Consider the following 16,530-nt stretch of genomic DNA (forward strand, 5'->3'; position numbering starts at 1 on the left):
CACAACTAAATCTAACTAGAATATTACTCAAATGAAAACATGCACATTACTCACACTCGGACTTCTTGTTTCTCTCTCACCACTTTCATTCTCTTCGTCACCAAGCGAACGTAGCGACGACCGACAAGGTAACCGCAACGAACGTCAAGATGATCGTCAAGGGAACCGCGGTGACCGCCAAGAAAATCGCGGAGACAATCGCCAAGAGAGACAAGACCGCCGCTAGATAGCGTAAACTCTGCTCAACACACCCCGCTCAGGATCAGCTCCTGAGCGGGGTTTTTGTGTCTATTTGGCAACGGCTCAAGAGTGCTCAGAGGGGGTAGGTCTGCAATCAGAGTCTAGAAGAAATCTGTTAGATTGGTTCGAACGCTGATCATCATCTGATGCATTGGATGAGTCGCTACGCTATCATGGTGTGGTGGTGGCTTTCGAAATTTTAATCTTCCCATTTAAAAGTCAATGATTCGCAGTAAATAGCTTGAGTGAGAGTGAGGGTTTTTGTTAGGTAATGGTATGAAACGATTGACCTCTTCCATGCTCCTGGCTTTTGTTTGTGCGCTTCTAGCTCCTGCGGCGCTGGCACAGACTCAGCGCGAAATGAACGAGGAAGCAGCAAAGTATTTCCAGGATGCAGATAAAAAACTCAATGCCGCCTACAGCGCGGTGATTGCGTCTTTTGGTGAGGATGAGGGGCAAAAGGAAGCTTTACGTGAGGCTCAGCGTGCGTGGTTGAAGTTCACAGAGCTGCACCTCAAAGCCGTATTTTATGTGCCCGAGGGTGAGGATGCTCGCACGTATTTTGGATCGATACACGCGATGAATTACGCCTTCGAGAAGGGGGATTTGTATCAGCAACGTGCGGTGCTCTTGAACAAAATGATTGGGCTGAACGAGGAAGACGGGAGCTTGAATATCGTACCAGGACAGAGCATCGGGGCGCTGAAAAGTGGCAGCACCATCGATGATTTTATGATGTTCTATGGCGTGGAAAACATCAAAGAAGTGGAGGTGCCGATGGGTGAAGGGGAGACGGTCAAAGGCTACGCATTATTTCCCAACGATCCTGAGCGAGAAGTGACGATCATTTTTAGTGAGGATCAAAAAGAGCTAAAGGTTCTGATAACAAGCGAGACGTCCAGATGGACAATTCTCGATGATATAAAGATTGGCACCACTTTAGTGGATTTAGAGAAATTGAATCATTCAGAATTTAAGCTGTACGGCTTTGAATGGGACTTTGGAGGAGTCGTTAATTCCTATGGAGATGGGAAATTAGAAAAATACAGAAGCAATCTTACGGTCATTTTTGACCCAACAGTCTTCGACGAAAAAACGCAGAAGGTTCTAGGGGATAACGAGTACAAATCCTCGAACCAGAGCATGATCCATGCTAAGCCTGTGATTCGAGAAATCTGGGTGAGTATGTGACGCATTGAAGCCCATCACCCCAGAATTCTCTCAGACTGCAGAGTGTCAACGGCTTTGGAGAATGTTATCGCTCGCCAGCGTCTTGGCTATTGCGGATGGTGATTTGTTCGTTGAGTGTGAAGAAATCGTAGATGTAGCCCATGCCCATGAGTCCGCCGGTGAGCAACCAGATAAGGCCCGTGCCGATCTTGCCCATGTAGAAACGATGGATGCCAAAGATCCCCAGGAAAGTCTGAAGGATCCAAGCGATGTTGTAATCGATATTGCCAGATTGGTAGCGGAAGTCGCATTCCTTATCCATGGAGGGGATGAGGAAGAGATCGATGAGCCAACCAATGCCACAGAGCCCGGCGGTGAAGAACCAAATCACTCCAGTAATCGGGCGACCATAGTAAAAACGATGGGCTCCAGTGAACCCGAAAATCCAGAGTGTGTAGCCAATGGCTTTGGAGTGTGTGTCTGAGCTTGTCATGTCTAATGTTTGTTATAGGAGCGCTGGTGGCATGAGGCGAGCATGAATGGTATTTGGAATGTCGAGTTCGCCCGCCTACTTTGTTGTCTCTCAGATATTAGTTTTAATTGTTAGTTTTATCCGAGGTAGGCTATCAAAACCTTGCTTAGATTTGAAATCCTGTTAATGGTGATATGTTGATTTTAGAGCCATGAACCATGAGGGTGAATGAACTAACAACTATTGAAAAACCTGATAGATTTATGATGAAAATTAAAACCCTTCCTTCCCTCTTCTTGATGTCGCTAGGTGTTAGCCTTAGCACCGCGACTGCTCAAGATTCATTCAAATACACCACGGAGATACCCGCGGGGATCATCACCCCAGACAAAGTGGAGACCTCGATTGGCGAACTCGATTTCACCGACGGGGTACCATCGCGCGAGACTGCGGAAAAGGCCTACGACTTTATGGACACGGCTCGTGCGGCGGATGCTTTTCTCAAGGGCATGCCAGCGGCATCGATCGCAGCGATGTTGGAGGGCAATCACTCTCAAGGTGCGGTAGAGGCGCACCAAGTCGTTCTCTTTGATAAGTTGATGGATTCCAAGTCTCTCTTCCTGACCGCGAACACATCGACCGTCTACACCTTCCCTGATTTGGATCTCAAGCGAGATGGGCCGACCGTGGTGGAGGCTGCCAAAGGCATGCTAGGGGCAGCCAACGACGGGTTTTTCCGATTTGTTGAGAATATCACTGGGGGCAAGTACCTATTCCTACCGCCCGGTTACGAAGGTGAGGTGCCTGAGGGCTACACGGTGTTGCGTCCTGAGACTTATCGTTTGTGGGTGTTCCTGCGCAAGTCACCGAAGAGCAAATCCCCTGAGGATGTCGCGGCTGCAGCCCAGTTTGTTCGTGATGGTCTCAAAGTGTATCCTTTATCCAAGGCGTCGAATCCACCGGAGATGGAATGGATCAGCGGGACTGGAAAAGCCTACAACACGATCCACTACAACAATGCTGAGTTCTACGATCACATGCATGAGGTGATCGACTACGAGGCACCGGGGCTACTCAGCCCAGAGATTCGAGGTTTGTATGCCTCGCTTGGCATCGAGAAAGGGAAACCATTCAAGCCGGATGAGCGGATGAAGGCGATTTTGAAAGACGGCGTGGCGATTGGCAATGCGCAGGCACGTTCGATCGTTTGGTACCCACGCGTCGACATGAACATGGGAGGTGTCCAGATTTACCCAGATACCGGCAGTGCCTGGAATATGGGCTACCCCGAGCGCAATGTGCACTTCAGCGGTAAAGATGGCGTGACCATGAATACTGATGCTCGAGTGAGTTTCCACTACCCCTACACTGGCGTGACTCCTGCGATGGCGACACCTCGCGAGGGGACTGGTTCGGACTATGGCTGTATTTACCTCGACGGTGATAAGAATCCTTTCGATGGCAGCAAGACGTACAAAGTCACCCTGCCGAAGGACGCCCCGATGGCAAACTTCTGGGCAGTGACGATTTATGATACTCAGACCCGTTCGATGCTACAGACCGACCAAGAGGCCTGCGGTGTTGATAGCCTCCAAGACGGACTGCGCTACAACAAGGATGGATCAATCGACATTTACTTTGCCCCTAAGGCGCCTCCTGGATTTGAGAAAAACTGGGTACAGACGATTCCGGGCAAGAGCTGGTTCACCATCCTCCGGATGTACAGCCCACTCAAGGCGTGGATCGACCAGACCTGGCGCCCGAGCGAAGTCATCAAAACCAACTAATCGATCCATCACCAGGACGCACAAGTCACAAACCCACCATTCATCATGAAAAAACAAACCACCCATTCGCTTTGCCTGCTGGCATTCGGCGCCCTCTCAGCCACGAGCTTGGCTGAAGACACATTCAAATACACCACCGAGATCCCCGCGGGGATCATCACCCCTGACAAAGTGGAGACCTCGCTTGGTGAACTTGACTTCACCGATGGCGTTCCCTCTCGCGAGACTGCGGACAAAGTCTACGACTTTATGGACACCGCTCGCGCGGCGGATGCCTTTCTCAAGGGGATGCCGGCTGCCTCAGTGGCGGCCTTGATTGAAGGTGCTCATTCGCTTGGTGCTGTGGAGCACAACCAAGTGATGATCTTCGATGGCTTGATGAATGCCAAATCCTTGTTCCTCACTGGCAATAGCGCAACTGTGTATGTCGTTCCGGATCTGGACTTGAAGCGCGATGGTCCAACCGTGGTGGACGCGCCCAAGGGATTGCTTGGTGCTGCTAATGACGCCAACTTCCGATTTGTCGAGAACATCACGGGAGGGAAATACCTGTTCCTGCCGCCTGGCTACGAAGGTGAGGTGCCAGAGGGCTACAAGGTTTACCGTCCCAAGACCAACCGCTTGTGGGTTTTCCTGCGCAAGACGCCAAAGAGCAAAGCTCCGGATGATGTCGCCGCTGCGGTGCAGGACGTGAAAGAGAATCTCAAGGTCTACAAGCTAGCGGATGCCGCCAAGCCGCCGAAGATGGAGTGGTTCAGTGGCTCGGACAAGGACTTCAACACGATTCATTACAACAATGCGGAGTTCTACCATCACCTGAATGAGGTGATTCAGTATGAAGCAGCCGGATTGTTCACCCCCGAGGTGCGCGGGTTGTTTGCCTCTTTAGGTATCGAGAAGGGCAAGGAGTTCAAGCCCGACGAACGCATGAAGGCAATTCTTAAAGATGGGGTGGCCATCGGCAATGCCCAGGCTCGTTCGATCGTTTGGTACCCACGCATCGACAAGAACATGTCTGGTGCGCAAATCTACCCAGACACTGGCAGTGCTTGGAACATGGCCTACATGGGACGCAACGTGCACTTCAATGGCGAAGATGGCGGCACCATGAATACGGATGCGCGTGTGATGTTCCACTACCCATACACCGCAGTGACTCCCGCCATGGCGGCGCCGCGTGAAGGCACGGGTTCGGATTATGGCATTGCCTTCCTCGATGGCGACAAGAAGCCCTTCGATGGTAGCAAGACCTACAAGATCACCTTGCCGAAGGATGCTCCGATTGAGAACTTCTGGGCGGTGACGATCTACGACACCCAGACCCGCTCGATGTTGCAGACGGATCAGAAGAATGCTGGGGTGGACAGCCTCCAAGACGGCCTCCGCTACAACAAAGATGGATCCATCGATCTCTACTATGCTCCCAAGCCGCCTCCAGGATTTGAGAAAAACTGGGTGCAGACTGTGCCAGGCAAGAGCTGGTTCACCATCCTTAGGATGTATAGCCCGAAGAAGGCTTGGATCGACCAAACTTGGCGCCCTAGTGAAATCATCAAGACGAATTAGAACGGATGCGTAAACATAGAACCGCATGCTCAGTGGCGGGAATGCTAGGCTTGATCGCGTCAAGCTCAATGGCAGTCACGCCTACCGACCAAGGGTTTAACGACACTGGTGATATCTTGGCTCGTTCGAAGCAACACGCGAACATCGAGTACGACATCATGGTGCAGCGTGCTACCCAAGCCGCGATCTACTACATGCCGGCTGTTGCTCAGGTAGACTTCATCAAGGCGACGAGGCGAGTGGGTGGTGATTACGGCACCGTGAACTTTGTCACGAAGCCGTTTGGTTCCGACAAAGGTTTCCTCACTGCCAACGACACCACCGCTTATGCGTGGGGTTCTTTATCGACTAAAAAGGGTGCTGTGGTGGTGGAAGTGCCACCCATGAGCGACAAAATCGACTACTTTGGTTCGTTCATCTCCGCTTGGCATGTTCCGATGGTGGATGTCGGTTCTAAAGGTGCTGACCAAGGGAAGGGCGGCAAATACCTGTTCTTACCACCCAACTATGACGGCCAACATGGATCCGCGAAAGAGCTCGAAGCCAAAGGCTTCATCATCGTGCCGGGCATGGATGGCCATGACGCTTCCTACTCGTTTCGGCCCACATTGTTGAACGGTGCCAGTCACGCGGATGCGGGTCAGCATGCGAAAGGGATTAAAGTCTACGCTCTCTCAGACGCGCTCAAAGGCGAGGTCGAACCAACCAAGTATTTGGACGTGACAGGCTTAGCTTACGATTGTCTGCCGTACTACAACATGAGCTTCATTGAAGACATCAATGATGTGGTGCAGAACAACCCGATTCGTGAGAAGGACCGCGCGATTTATTCGATGCTCCAAAGCATAGGCATCAAAAAAGGCGAGGCATTCAAACCAACAGAAACTCAGAAGAAAGCAGCACTTGAAGGGCTTGAGCTGGCCTATTCTTACATGCAGAAGAAGTTCGTCACTGAGGGCGAAACGGTTGCTCCATTGTGGGTGAAGGACGGCAAGAAGCTTTCTCAGTGGTCGTTCTGGAACTTTGGTTCTCAGGCGCAGTTAGGCTTCCCGTTTGAAGATGGTGAGGAAATTCTGATCGATAAACGAGCGGCCTCATACTTCTACGTCACCTTCTTGCCGAACAAGCTCGGTGGTGCCACATTCTACCTAACGGGGCTACGAGATTCAGATGGCAACATGCTCAATGGCAAGGACACCTACAAATTGAATGTCCCAGCAGACGTGCCCGCCAAAGATTTTTGGTCGGCGATCGTCTACAACATGGAGACCAAGAACTTCAACCGTGGCGTGGACCGAGTCGGTGCTTCTACCAAAGACTTGGAGAAGATGGTGAAGAACAAAGATGGTTCCGTGGATGTCTACTACGCTCCCAATCTGGACAAGGTTCCCAAAGGCTACGAAGCGAACTGGGTGACCACTGAAAGTGCGACAAATGCCAATGATTGGTTCTTCCTATTCCGCCTCTACCGTCCCGCTAGCAAAGATTGGTTCAAGACCTGGATGCTCAATGACGTCGAGAACATCTCCAAATAGCTCGTATCACTCTCACTAATTCAAAATCTACTATGCAGATCGACTCGAACTTAAAAGCCTTCCAAGAGCTCAACGACGCCATCAACCGTGTGGTGATTGGCCAGGACCATGTGGTCAAGACCTTGCTTCTCGCTCTCTTGACGAATGGCAATGTTTTGCTGGAAGGGCTGCCCGGAACGGCAAAGACGCGTTCCGTCAAATCCTTGGCTCGTTGTCTGACGGCTGAGCTTGGGCGCATCCAGTTCACCCCTGACTTGTTGCCATCCGATGTGACGGGCAATGAGGTCTACCAAGAAGTGGAAGGGCGGCAGATGCTGCAGTTCCAGCAGGGACCTATTTTTAACAACATCGTACTCGCGGATGAAATCAACCGCGCTCCAGCGAAGGTCCAAGCCGCGCTTCTGGAAGCGATGGAGGAACGGACCGTGACGGTGGCGGGCAAAAGCTACCAGCTACCTCCCTTGTTCATGGTCTTAGCTACTCAGAATCCCATCGAGCAGGAAGGGACCTACCCGCTTCCGGAGGCTCAGATGGATCGTTTCATCATGAAAACCAACGTGGATTACCCGGATGATACTGCCGAAGAGGCGATCATCCGCCTTGTCCGTGGCGAGGAAGCTGGCGATGCCGTTGAGGAACCTAGCTTTTCTCAAGAGGTGGTATTCGCAGCGCGTGAGCAAGTGGCGGCTACGACGGTTTCTAAGAATATTGACCAATACATTGTGGCCTTGATCATGGCGACCCGTGACCCCGCGCGCTATGAGGATTCTCGCTTGAAGGATTGGATCCGCGTGGGTGCAAGCCCGCGAGCAAGCATCGCATTGGATAAGTGTGCTCGTGCTGCAGCTTGGCTGGAGGGCCGTGATTTTGTGACACCTGACGATGTGCGAGGAGTAGCGCATGGCGTGCTTCGACACCGCTTGATTCTCAGTTACGACGCCTTGGCCGAGTCGGTCACGACCGACGATGTGATTGATGAGATTCTGAAGAAGGTGACGGCTGCATGAAGCAAAAGGGCAAATGGTTCGGGGCGCAAGCCAGCCAGCACGGGGAGACGCAGGATGACCGCGTCGCCGCGAGCCTGGCACATCTGCGCGCATTAGAATTTTCTGCGAGAGGGTTCTCGTTGCTGCCGCGCCAGCCTGCCGAGAGCATCATGAGTGGACGCAACGCGTCACGCCTGCGTGGGCGTGGACTCAATTTCGAGGAACTGCGGCACTACCGGCCGGGCGATGACATCCGTACCATGGATTGGAAAGTGACCAACCGCACCGGAAAACCCCACGTCCGCGTCTACACCGAGGAAAAAGAGCGCCAAGTCTATCTTCTGGTAGACCAGAGGGTGAGCATGTTTTTTGGCAGCCAACGGGCGATGAAGTCTGCGGTGACGGCGGAGCTTGCGGCCTTGTTAGCCTGGCGCGTGGTGGGCGAAAGCGACCGCGTCGGTGCCTTGATCTTTGATGACCAACATTGCCACCACTTTACCCCGCGTCGCAGCCGTGAGGGCGTGATCGATATTCTGAGCTGTCTGGAGGCATCCAATGCCTCGCTGCGTGCTGGCTCCCGAGCGAATGCTGGACAACTCAATGTCGCGCTCGACTCGCTCATGAGGAGGGTCACTCACAATGCACTGGTGATCTATATTGGGGATGGATTTGGTTGGAATGGTGGCAGCGACGAAATGCTCAAGCTTCTCTCTCAGCACAACGATGTGATCACCATGAATGTGTTTGATCCAGCCGAGACCTTGCTGCCGAATTTGAAAGAGCTCGTGGTTTCTGATGGGGAAATGCAGATTGTTGTGACGGGGTCGCGTGAAACCTTGCAGCAACGGTTTGAGGAAAGCTACCTCAAGCACCTGCGACACATGCGTGAGGCGCTGCAGCGCTTTGACCTACCATTGATTGAAATGAACACCGTGGACGACCCGCTGCAGCAGTTGCTCCGAGCCATGGGAGCACCAGCATGAGTGGTAAAGTATTTGAAGCAGACTGGGGCAATGAATCACTGCGCGGGTTGGTGGAGCTGGAGTTCCCCGAGCCCGTGTCTCTGGTGCCCAGCACCCCAGGATGGTGGATCTTGTGCCTTGTCCTGATTGGGCTTGTGCTCAGGGGCTTTTGGAGGCGTCGGCAGCGTTACTTGCGCGATCAATACCGCCGTGAAGCATTGGAGCAATTGAGCTCGATCGAGCAAGGTCTCGCCGCTGGCGATTTTGGAGCCGTGCGCGAGCTGGCTCCCTTGCTAAGGGCCACGGCAATCGCAGCCGCTGGGCGTGATCAATTTGCGGGGCTTGAGGGCGACGGCTATGCTGTGGCGCTCGAGGAACTCAGCCCAGGGCGAGTGCCGGTGCCCGTGGAGGCGCTGCAGCAGCTGGCCTATGCGCCACTGGATACGATTGGGGGGATGGACACCGACAGCGTGATCCAGGCCTTGGAGGATTGGATTCAACACCATCAACGACCCCATGATTGAGTTTACACATCCTTGGGCGTTCCTGCTCTTGCTTGCTCCGGCATGCATCTACTGGTTGGTGCCATCGCACCGTGAAAGCCGTGATTCATTGCAGGTTCCATACTTCCAACGCTTGGCGGCCTTGAGTGGGGAAACCCCGCGCGTGGGCGCGAGCATTCGCCGACGTTTGGTGATCCAAGCGGTGGCTAGCTTGTTGGGTTGGTGTTTGTTAGTGACTGCTCTAGCGCGCCCAGAATGGGTGGGTGAGCCAGTCAAACTCGAGAAAACGGCGCGCGACCTGATGCTGGCAGTGGATTTATCCGGATCGATGGAAGCCACAGATTTCAGCGATGCAGCGGGTGAAAAGGTCGATCGCTTGACGGTGGCGAAGGAGGTCTTGGCCGACTTTGTGGCCGGGCGTGAGGGGGATCGCTTGGGCTTGATCGTCTTTGGCTCTGCCGCCTACATTCAGGCACCCTTCACTGATGACCACGCGGCATGGCTGAAGCTATTGGACGAAAGCATTGTCAACATGGCGGGGCCGAGCACGGCGCTGGGGGACGCCATTGGCCTTTCTATTTCGCACTTTCGCCAATCAAAAACCGAACATAGGGTGCTGATCGTGCTGACGGATGGCAATGACACCGGCAGCAAGGTGCCACCACTGGATGCCGCAAAGGTGGCGAAGGTGGAGGACGTGACCATCTACACCGTGGCGGTCGGAGATCCAACGACGGTGGGGGAAGATGCGCTAGACATGGAAACTCTGGAGGCTGTGGCTCGCGGCACGGGGGGGAGCAATTTTGTGGCGACCAACCGCGAGAGCCTGAGCGAGATTTACCAACGCATCGACGCGCTTGAGCCCGCGCGCTACGACAGCCTGTCGTACCGTCCTCGTCAGACGATGTTTCATGTGCCCTTGGCCGCATTCGCGCTGCTGTACATTCTATCGATGCCATTCTTTGTGTGGGCTGCGCGTCACAAACGGAGGGTGAACCATGACTGAGTTGGCATTCATTGAGACCTTGCATTTTTTGCGACCAGCTTGGTTCCTTTTGTTGATCCCCTTTGCCTTGATCAGCATGTTGCAATGGCGGTCGGGTGATCTGGAGCGCCAGTGGAAGGGCGTGATTGCGCCGCACTTGTTGCCCCATCTTGTGGTGCAGGGGAGCCAGCGCCAACTGATCTCTCCCTTGTGGGTGTCCTTGGTGGTGCTGCCAATGTTGGTAGTGGCATTGGCTGGGCCGAGCTGGACCCGTGGCGAGTCACCCTTTGCGGTTGACTCCGCCTCACTCGTGGTCGCGGTGGACCTCGGGGAGTCGATGGGCTCCGAGGACCTTCAGCCGAATCGCTTGCAACGGGCACGCAGCAAAATTTTAGAACTCTCTCAAGCGCGCGGCGATGCCAACACTGCCTTGTTAGCTTACGCGGGCTCGGCTCACACGGTCCTCCCCCTGACCGATGATGCCAGCATCCTTTTGCACTACCTAGAGGCGCTGCAAGTGGGGATGTTGCCGAAGTCTGGGAAGGCGCCGGAGTTGATTCTGCCGATGGCTCGTGACTTGCTGGCCGAGGGTGGTGGGACGCTCCTCATTGTGGCCGATGGTGCTACCGAGAAATCCGTGGAAGCCTTTCGCAGCCAGCTCGATGGAGCGGGGATTCAGCTGATTGTCTGGGGGATGGGGAAAACTCAGGCTGAGCTCGACCAGGACGCGGCAAGGGGGCTGAAAAGTGCCGCGCTGCCGCTGAATGAAGCCGGCTTGATCGCGCTGGCCGAAGCAGGGGGTGGAGCCTATCAGAGAGTCACTTTAGACGATGAAGACGTGACTCAGGTGTTGCAGCAGATTGATCGGCATTACGCGCTCAGCGGTGATAGTTCACGTCCGTGGGTGGATGGTGGCTATTACCTTGTTTGGCCGATTGCCTTGCTGTTTTTACTTTGGTTTAGAAAGGGGTGGTCACTCAAATGGTAGGCTCAATCATAGAGCGCTTGGGAGCGCACAAACGCAGGGTGCTTGCGCTGGCGGTGGTGTCCGCCATTGTTTGGGGCTTGGCATTCCCACAGTCCTTTTTGAACCTGTGGTTGAGCCCAGATCAACAGGGCAGGCTGTGGTTTCGCTTGGGCGATTATGAGAAGGCCTCGCGTGCTTTTGCCGACCCACGCTGGAAGGGTTTCAGCCTCTATGCCAACGAGGACTTCGAAGCGGCGGAGCAGTATTTTTCACAATACCAAGATGAGGCATCTTTGTTTGCCCGTGCCAATGCTCTGGCGCATTCGGGTGGCTATTACGCGGCTTTGGAACTCTATGAGAAGCTGGCCAAACAATTCCCACAGCACCCGGCTCCTGCCAAAAATATTCCGATCATGCAGGCCTTGATTCAGGCCACCGCGGACATGGCGGAGACTCGGCAAAAGAAAGAAAACCAATCGGGCAAGAAGCCTGGCGAGGGATCAGAATCCTCCGACGGCAGTGGCAAGCAAGGCGCAGGGAAGCTTGATCAGTACAGCGCCGAACAGTTGCTGCAGGACCCGGGGCTCACAGAGATGTGGCTGCGTCAGATCCAGCGCGATCCATCAGAATTTATCACCACCAAGTTCTACATGCAATTGGCGCAGAGTGAGAAGGAAGCGAGCAAGGAAAACCAGGAACAAGAATGAAGCACAGAAAGATAGTTGGGTTTTTGTTGATCATGGTCATGGCTCAAATGGTCTCGGCCGAGACGATTGAGGGGCTACTGAGTGCTGGCAAGCTCGAGGCGCGTGCGCTCGTCGCCACGCCAGCACCGCACTACCGCAAAGCTCCCGTCGAAATCGTGATCGAAGTGGGAACCCCAGATCGATTCAATGGCAGTATCCGAGTGCGCGACTTCACCGTGCCCACGACCTTGGTGCGACGCATGAGCAAGACCGCCAAGAACGAGACGCGGCGCCGTGAAGGTGTGAGCTGGAAGTTTCAGACATGGCGCTACCAAGTGCATGCCGAACACGAGGGAACCCTAGGTTTTCCAGAATTGACCACCTTCATCTCTGTTGAAACGGAAGCTCACGGCGAGGTGAAAGGGGCACTCAAATTGACTGTCCCAGCGATTCAAATTGTCCCAGCTCCGGGTACCGAGGGGCTGGATTCTTGGGTGGCGGCAACGGCATTTGATGTTGAAGAATCTTGGGAGAGTGAGCAAGAATCCTATGAGGTCGGCGATGCCGTCACCAGAGTGCGCAAATTCACGATCAAGGGCGCGCCCGCGATGGCGATCCCAGAGTCCGCCCGCATCGACTTCGATGGCATCTACGTCTACCAAGCCCCAGCATTGGTGGACGACCAAGAGGTCGGTGGCGCGCTACAAGGGACGCGCGAAGAACGCGTGGTCTTTACCTTCAAGGGAGGCGGTAGCTTCACGATACCAGAAGAGCAGATTCATTGGTTTAACCTTCAAAGCCAATCGGTGGAGCGCATCGATTTTGCTGAGCGGATTCTCCAAGTCTCGGGGCCACCAGTTTCAGCCGATCGCAGTGCCGATGCAGCACCTCGCAATGCGGCAACTTGGTGGTATGCCGGATTGGCTGCTTTGCTGATGGTGTCGGCCTATCTGCTGGCGCGCAGGACACATGGATCGCTGCGCATAGCCCAGGTGCGTGAGTCGCTCCAAGCCGCGCGGCGCAAGCGCCAAGACCGTGCTGCGTTCATGCAAGCCGCCGAGGCCCAGAACAGCCATCGTTGTCTGGAGTTGTTGTACCAACAAATGGCGGAGCTCAGTAGCTGGGAACTTCGTGCCGCCTGCCAGCACGACCCACGCATGTTGGCGGCCTCCGAGGCCCTCATGGCACATGCCTTTGGTAGCGGGAAAGTACCCGAGCCGAGTGAAGTGAAATTCCTGTGGCAGCTCAGCAAAGCGCCCAAAACGCAACAGCGCGAAAGCAACAAGCTAGAACTAAACCCAGGGTGCTCAGAGTAGGTGTGTGGCCAGCTTTAGGGCAGCCTTTGGCTGGAGTATTCAGTATTCAGTGTTCAGTTTTTCAGACCAGCATGATGAAACCTAGGGTTTTCACCTTTGGTGAAGTTGCCAGTTCTCAGTTAGCAGTTCACAGCCCAGCATGATGAAACCTAGGGTTCCTCATTGTTAGGGGTGCGATGTATTGATTGCGCAACACTGAACCGTTTGCGAATTGGATCGGAAGATACAAAAATCTTTCATTCAAATCAGGGGGGCTGTTAGTGTGTACGCGGCACTCCGACCGAACAAATGTGCGGCGGGTGTACTCAACTGATTAGCATGAAGACGATCCACCCTCGAACCATAAAAGGAAAAGATATCGCTATCTTCGTACACGATGTCGATGGCAACTCTGGCGGGAGTGCTGTTCTTTTTGGAGTTGCTCGATACGAAGATGAGCAGTTCTTCGTCGAAAGATCTCAAGAACCACATATGTTTCCTATACCTGAATCTGCATGGCCAAGCCTTAAGGTAAACGATAACCCTAAAGCTGGAGAATTATTTGAAGAAGCTCCTTTTGTCGTTAGGCTCATCCTTCGCCCTATGCCTGACGATACTAACGAAGACGACTTCGAGAAGCTAAACATACCTATACTAGATCAAGACTGACGTAATAAACTAACTTTGTAGATCCCAAAGATAGCCTCTCACCGGAGCTTTAGCAGAGCATGAAAGTTATCGGTTGTTGCATCATAAACTAGTCTGTCTGCGATAAGCATATGTGACTTGAGCCTTATGTAGTAGGCTTTCAGCCTACGGTTCTTTTTATACGTGAACCTAGGGTTGCGGCTTCGCCTGACCCTAGGCTGATATGGATTTCGCTTTCAGCGAAAAAGTCTCTTCTCAGACAGAATAAAACCTTTTTCACCTTCTGTGAAGTATCCGGTTCTCGGTTAGGAGTTCACAACTAGGTAGCTAGGTATGGAGGAACCCTGGGTTTTGGCCAGCCTTTGACCGGAGTGCGAAGTGTTCCGTGTTCTGTGTTCCGTGTTCCGTGTTCCGTGTTCCGTGTTCCGTGTTCCGTGTTCCGTGTTCCGTGTTCCGTGTTCCGTGTTCCGTGTTCGGGGCGGCACGAGGCACCCTAGGTTTTCATAAAGTTTGTAGTTCTAGCCATCTACCTTTTGCGGGTTTTTGTGCCTTTTTGCGGCAGAAGAAAGCGAGCTTTGGGTTTCATTGCTTTTCATCGTGTCTGGCCTTAATAAGCTAAATCCTAATACCTAAAACCGCGGCCTTCAGGCCGCCCTAAATATATCAGTGCGTTTTTGGTGGGAGTTTGTTAGTGTGATTTGCATGCTTGAAAGCTACTATTTGTTGGTGCCAGCGGTGGTGGCACTGGCGACGATATTGATCACGAAACGAGCGGCGCTTTCCTTGTTGTTAGCCTCTGTGGTGGGGGTGTTGATCCTTCATAGTGGCAATGTCTTGTTGGCTTCTAAGGGGTTATTGGTGGACCATCTATTCCCTTCGATTTCGGGGGTTTGGCATATTGGACCGATCATTTTCACCTTGATTTTGGGGAGCTTCGCTCAGGTGCTGGAGCGATCTGGTGGCTTTCGCAAGTTGTTGGAGATGCTGATGGGCGATGGATCGGTGAGCGAGGGTGCTGGCCAACGCAGGGCGCTTTTCAGCACCTACGGCCTAGGGTGTTTGTGTTTTTTTGATGGCTTGGCAAATGCGATTTTAGTCGGGCGCGTGGCGCGCCCTGTGACCGATGCGCTGCGGGTGTCGCGTCAGATGTTGGCCTACGTGATTGATTCCACTAGCTCGGCGGTGGCCTGCATTGCCTTTATTTCGACGTGGATTGCGACCCAGCTTTCATTGATCGAACAAGGGGTAGCGGGGGCTGGGCTGGGGCTGAGCTCGGCTGAGTTGTTTATTAGATCGATCCCCGCGAACCCGTATTGCTGGATGGTTCTGTTAGTTTTGTGGATGGTGATCTGGCGGGCTTGGTGGATCGGGCCGATGCGCAAGTACCAGCTGGAAGTGGTGCCCGTGTCTGAGGAACTTGAGCCCGCAGGTGCCTCGCTTGGCTCCGTGTTGTGGCCTTTGGCATCCTTGTTGGTGGCGATCCCTGGGGTGATTTTTCTTTGGCAGGATGGCGATCAATGGTCGTGGCGGAATGCGTTTTCTAGCAGCGCGGTGCCGCAAGCCATGGTGGTGGGAGCTAGCATTTCTTTGTTGGTGGCTTGTGCTTGTTTCCCCAAGCAAGGACGGGCTGAACTGGGCAAGCATGTGGTGGATGGTGCGGCGGCATTGTTGCCGGCCTTGTTGGTGCTGGTGTTTGCCTGGACCCTAGGTTCGGTGTTCAAGGAACTGGAGGTGGCGCAGAGTTTGAGCCAATTGCTGGGTGGGAATGTGGCCTTGCCATGGTTGCCACTCGCGGTCTTTTTGGTGGGGGCAGTGACCTCGTTTTTGACTGGTTCGTCGTGGGGGACGATGGGCTTGCTGATGCCCTTGTCTTTGCCCGTGGCGCTGGAGCTGGGGGCGGAGATGCCCGCCGACGCGTTGGGCGCTTATCTGCCGATGGTGATTGGTGCGGTGTTCGGTGGTGCGGTGTTTGGCGACAACTGCAGCCCATTTTCTGACACCACCATTGTGACGGCTCTGGCGACCGGGTGTAGCCCGAGCTCGCACGTGGCGACCCAGCTTCCGTACGCTTTGATTGCGGCGCTGGCGGCATCATTGGCCTACGCGATGATGGCTTTGGGTTTAAACCCAGGGTTCTCCACTCTCGCCATTGGCGCTGTGTTGTCCCTGCTTGTGTTCGCACTGAGTCGGCGCTCAAGTGCTCGCTGAGCCGTCTGGCATTTGAGATTGTTCTTGTCAGCCATAGGCGTGAGACCCAGCGTGCGTGTCAGTATGACAAACAACGATATCCTGCGCCGCCTACGCTATGCATTCAATTACAGCAATGTTCAGATCGCTAACATAATGCAACATGCCGGCACCGAGCCGAGTGCTGCGCAGCTGAGCTCGTGGTTGAAGCGTGAGGATGACCCTGAGCTTGTGAAATTCTTGGATCCCGAGTTGTGCCAATTTCTAGACGGTCTGGTGATCGAAAAACGTGGGCCGCGTCCGGATGGATCTAAGCCAGTAGTGCAGGAATTTATCTCGACCAATGAGATCCTAAAAAAACTCAGGGTGGCGCTCTCTCTAGGAGAAGACGGGATGATGGAGGTCTTCAAGAATGCGGACTTTGTGGTGACCAAGGCTGAGCTTGGTTCGTTCTTCCGCAAGGAAAGCCACGCCAAGTACGCCAAGTGCCCGGAACAGGTCCTGCGCAAGTTTATCCATGGTCTTGGTCAGCAAAGCTGAT

16 protein-coding genes are annotated in these 16,530 nt (G+C 53.9%); 15 read left to right on the top strand and 1 reads right to left on the bottom strand.

Features of this window, described 5'->3' with window-relative positions:
- Positions 1–31 precede the first annotated feature (31 nt).
- Together F454_RS14480 and F454_RS0106815 are read left to right on the top strand one after the other, a co-directional pair.
- Positions 32–226 carry a hypothetical protein gene (locus F454_RS14480; protein ID WP_018969892.1) on the top strand — a complete coding sequence of 65 codons (195 nt, stop codon included), beginning with the start codon at positions 32–34 and terminating at the stop codon, positions 224–226.
- 290 nt (positions 227–516) lie between these two features.
- Positions 517–1,431: a lysozyme inhibitor LprI family protein gene (locus F454_RS0106815; protein WP_083912917.1), complete on the top strand. Its 915-nt coding sequence runs from the start codon at positions 517–519 to the stop codon at positions 1,429–1,431.
- Positions 1,432–1,495: 64 nt separating this feature from the next.
- On the opposite strand, the gene F454_RS0106820 is transcribed toward F454_RS0106815, so the two are convergent.
- Positions 1,496–1,903 carry an NINE protein gene (locus F454_RS0106820; RefSeq protein WP_018969894.1) on the bottom strand — a complete coding sequence of 136 codons (408 nt, stop codon included), beginning with the start codon at positions 1,901–1,903 and terminating at the stop codon, positions 1,496–1,498.
- A gap of 242 nt (positions 1,904–2,145) precedes the next feature.
- On the opposite strand from F454_RS0106820, the gene F454_RS0106825 reads away from it, so the two are divergent.
- The 13 genes from F454_RS0106825 (at position 2,146) to F454_RS0106885 (ending at position 16,529) form a co-directional block, all read left to right on the top strand.
- Entirely contained in the window at positions 2,146–3,669 is a 1,524-nt protein-coding gene (locus tag F454_RS0106825) for a DUF1254 domain-containing protein (protein ID WP_018969895.1), read from the top strand.
- Between the two features lie 45 nt (positions 3,670–3,714).
- The gene (locus F454_RS0106830) at positions 3,715–5,235 is read left to right on the top strand and encodes a DUF1254 domain-containing protein (RefSeq protein ID WP_018969896.1); all 1,521 of its coding nucleotides are present in this window, start codon (positions 3,715–3,717) and stop codon (positions 5,233–5,235) included.
- 5 nt (positions 5,236–5,240) lie between these two features.
- Positions 5,241–6,770, top strand: a complete 1,530-nt coding sequence (locus F454_RS0106835; protein WP_033367583.1) for a DUF1214 domain-containing protein — start codon at positions 5,241–5,243, stop codon at positions 6,768–6,770.
- A gap of 32 nt (positions 6,771–6,802) precedes the next feature.
- Positions 6,803–7,777 carry an AAA family ATPase gene (locus F454_RS0106840; RefSeq protein ID WP_018969898.1) on the top strand — a complete coding sequence of 325 codons (975 nt, stop codon included), beginning with the start codon at positions 6,803–6,805 and terminating at the stop codon, positions 7,775–7,777.
- On the top strand, positions 7,774–8,739 hold the full coding sequence (locus tag F454_RS0106845; protein ID WP_018969899.1) for a DUF58 domain-containing protein: 966 nt from the start codon (positions 7,774–7,776) through the stop codon (positions 8,737–8,739). Before F454_RS0106840 ends, F454_RS0106845 begins: the two co-directional genes overlap by 4 nt.
- Positions 8,736–9,242 (top strand): DUF4381 domain-containing protein, encoded by a 507-nt coding sequence (locus F454_RS0106850; RefSeq protein ID WP_018969900.1) that lies wholly within the window; start codon positions 8,736–8,738, stop codon positions 9,240–9,242. Before F454_RS0106845 ends, F454_RS0106850 begins: the two co-directional genes overlap by 4 nt.
- Positions 9,235–10,227, top strand: a complete 993-nt coding sequence (locus F454_RS0106855) for a vWA domain-containing protein (RefSeq protein ID WP_018969901.1) — start codon at positions 9,235–9,237, stop codon at positions 10,225–10,227. Before F454_RS0106850 ends, F454_RS0106855 begins: the two co-directional genes overlap by 8 nt.
- A complete protein-coding gene (locus F454_RS0106860) occupies positions 10,220–11,194 on the top strand; it encodes a vWA domain-containing protein (protein ID WP_018969902.1) in 975 nt (324 codons plus the stop codon). Before F454_RS0106855 ends, F454_RS0106860 begins: the two co-directional genes overlap by 8 nt.
- Positions 11,188–11,880: a tetratricopeptide repeat protein gene (locus tag F454_RS0106865; RefSeq protein ID WP_018969903.1), complete on the top strand. Its 693-nt coding sequence runs from the start codon at positions 11,188–11,190 to the stop codon at positions 11,878–11,880. The genes F454_RS0106860 and F454_RS0106865 overlap by 7 nt, the downstream gene beginning before the upstream one ends.
- Positions 11,877–13,175 (top strand): BatD family protein, encoded by a 1,299-nt coding sequence (locus F454_RS0106870; RefSeq protein ID WP_083912918.1) that lies wholly within the window; start codon positions 11,877–11,879, stop codon positions 13,173–13,175. The genes F454_RS0106865 and F454_RS0106870 overlap by 4 nt, the downstream gene beginning before the upstream one ends.
- 318 nt (positions 13,176–13,493) lie before the next feature.
- Positions 13,494–13,823, top strand: coding sequence for a hypothetical protein (locus F454_RS0106875; RefSeq protein ID WP_018969905.1), 330 nt, complete (start codon positions 13,494–13,496; stop codon positions 13,821–13,823).
- Between the two features lie 681 nt (positions 13,824–14,504).
- The gene (locus F454_RS0106880; RefSeq protein ID WP_018969906.1) at positions 14,505–16,010 is read left to right on the top strand and encodes a Na+/H+ antiporter NhaC family protein; all 1,506 of its coding nucleotides are present in this window, start codon (positions 14,505–14,507) and stop codon (positions 16,008–16,010) included.
- A 63-nt stretch (positions 16,011–16,073) separates the two neighbouring features.
- Positions 16,074–16,529: a YehS family protein gene (locus tag F454_RS0106885; RefSeq protein ID WP_018969907.1), complete on the top strand. Its 456-nt coding sequence runs from the start codon at positions 16,074–16,076 to the stop codon at positions 16,527–16,529.
- Position 16,530: the final 1 nt, after the last annotated feature.

The organism is Rubritalea marina DSM 17716, assembly GCF_000378105.1.
Lineage (GTDB): Bacteria > Verrucomicrobiota > Verrucomicrobiia > Verrucomicrobiales > Akkermansiaceae > Rubritalea > Rubritalea marina.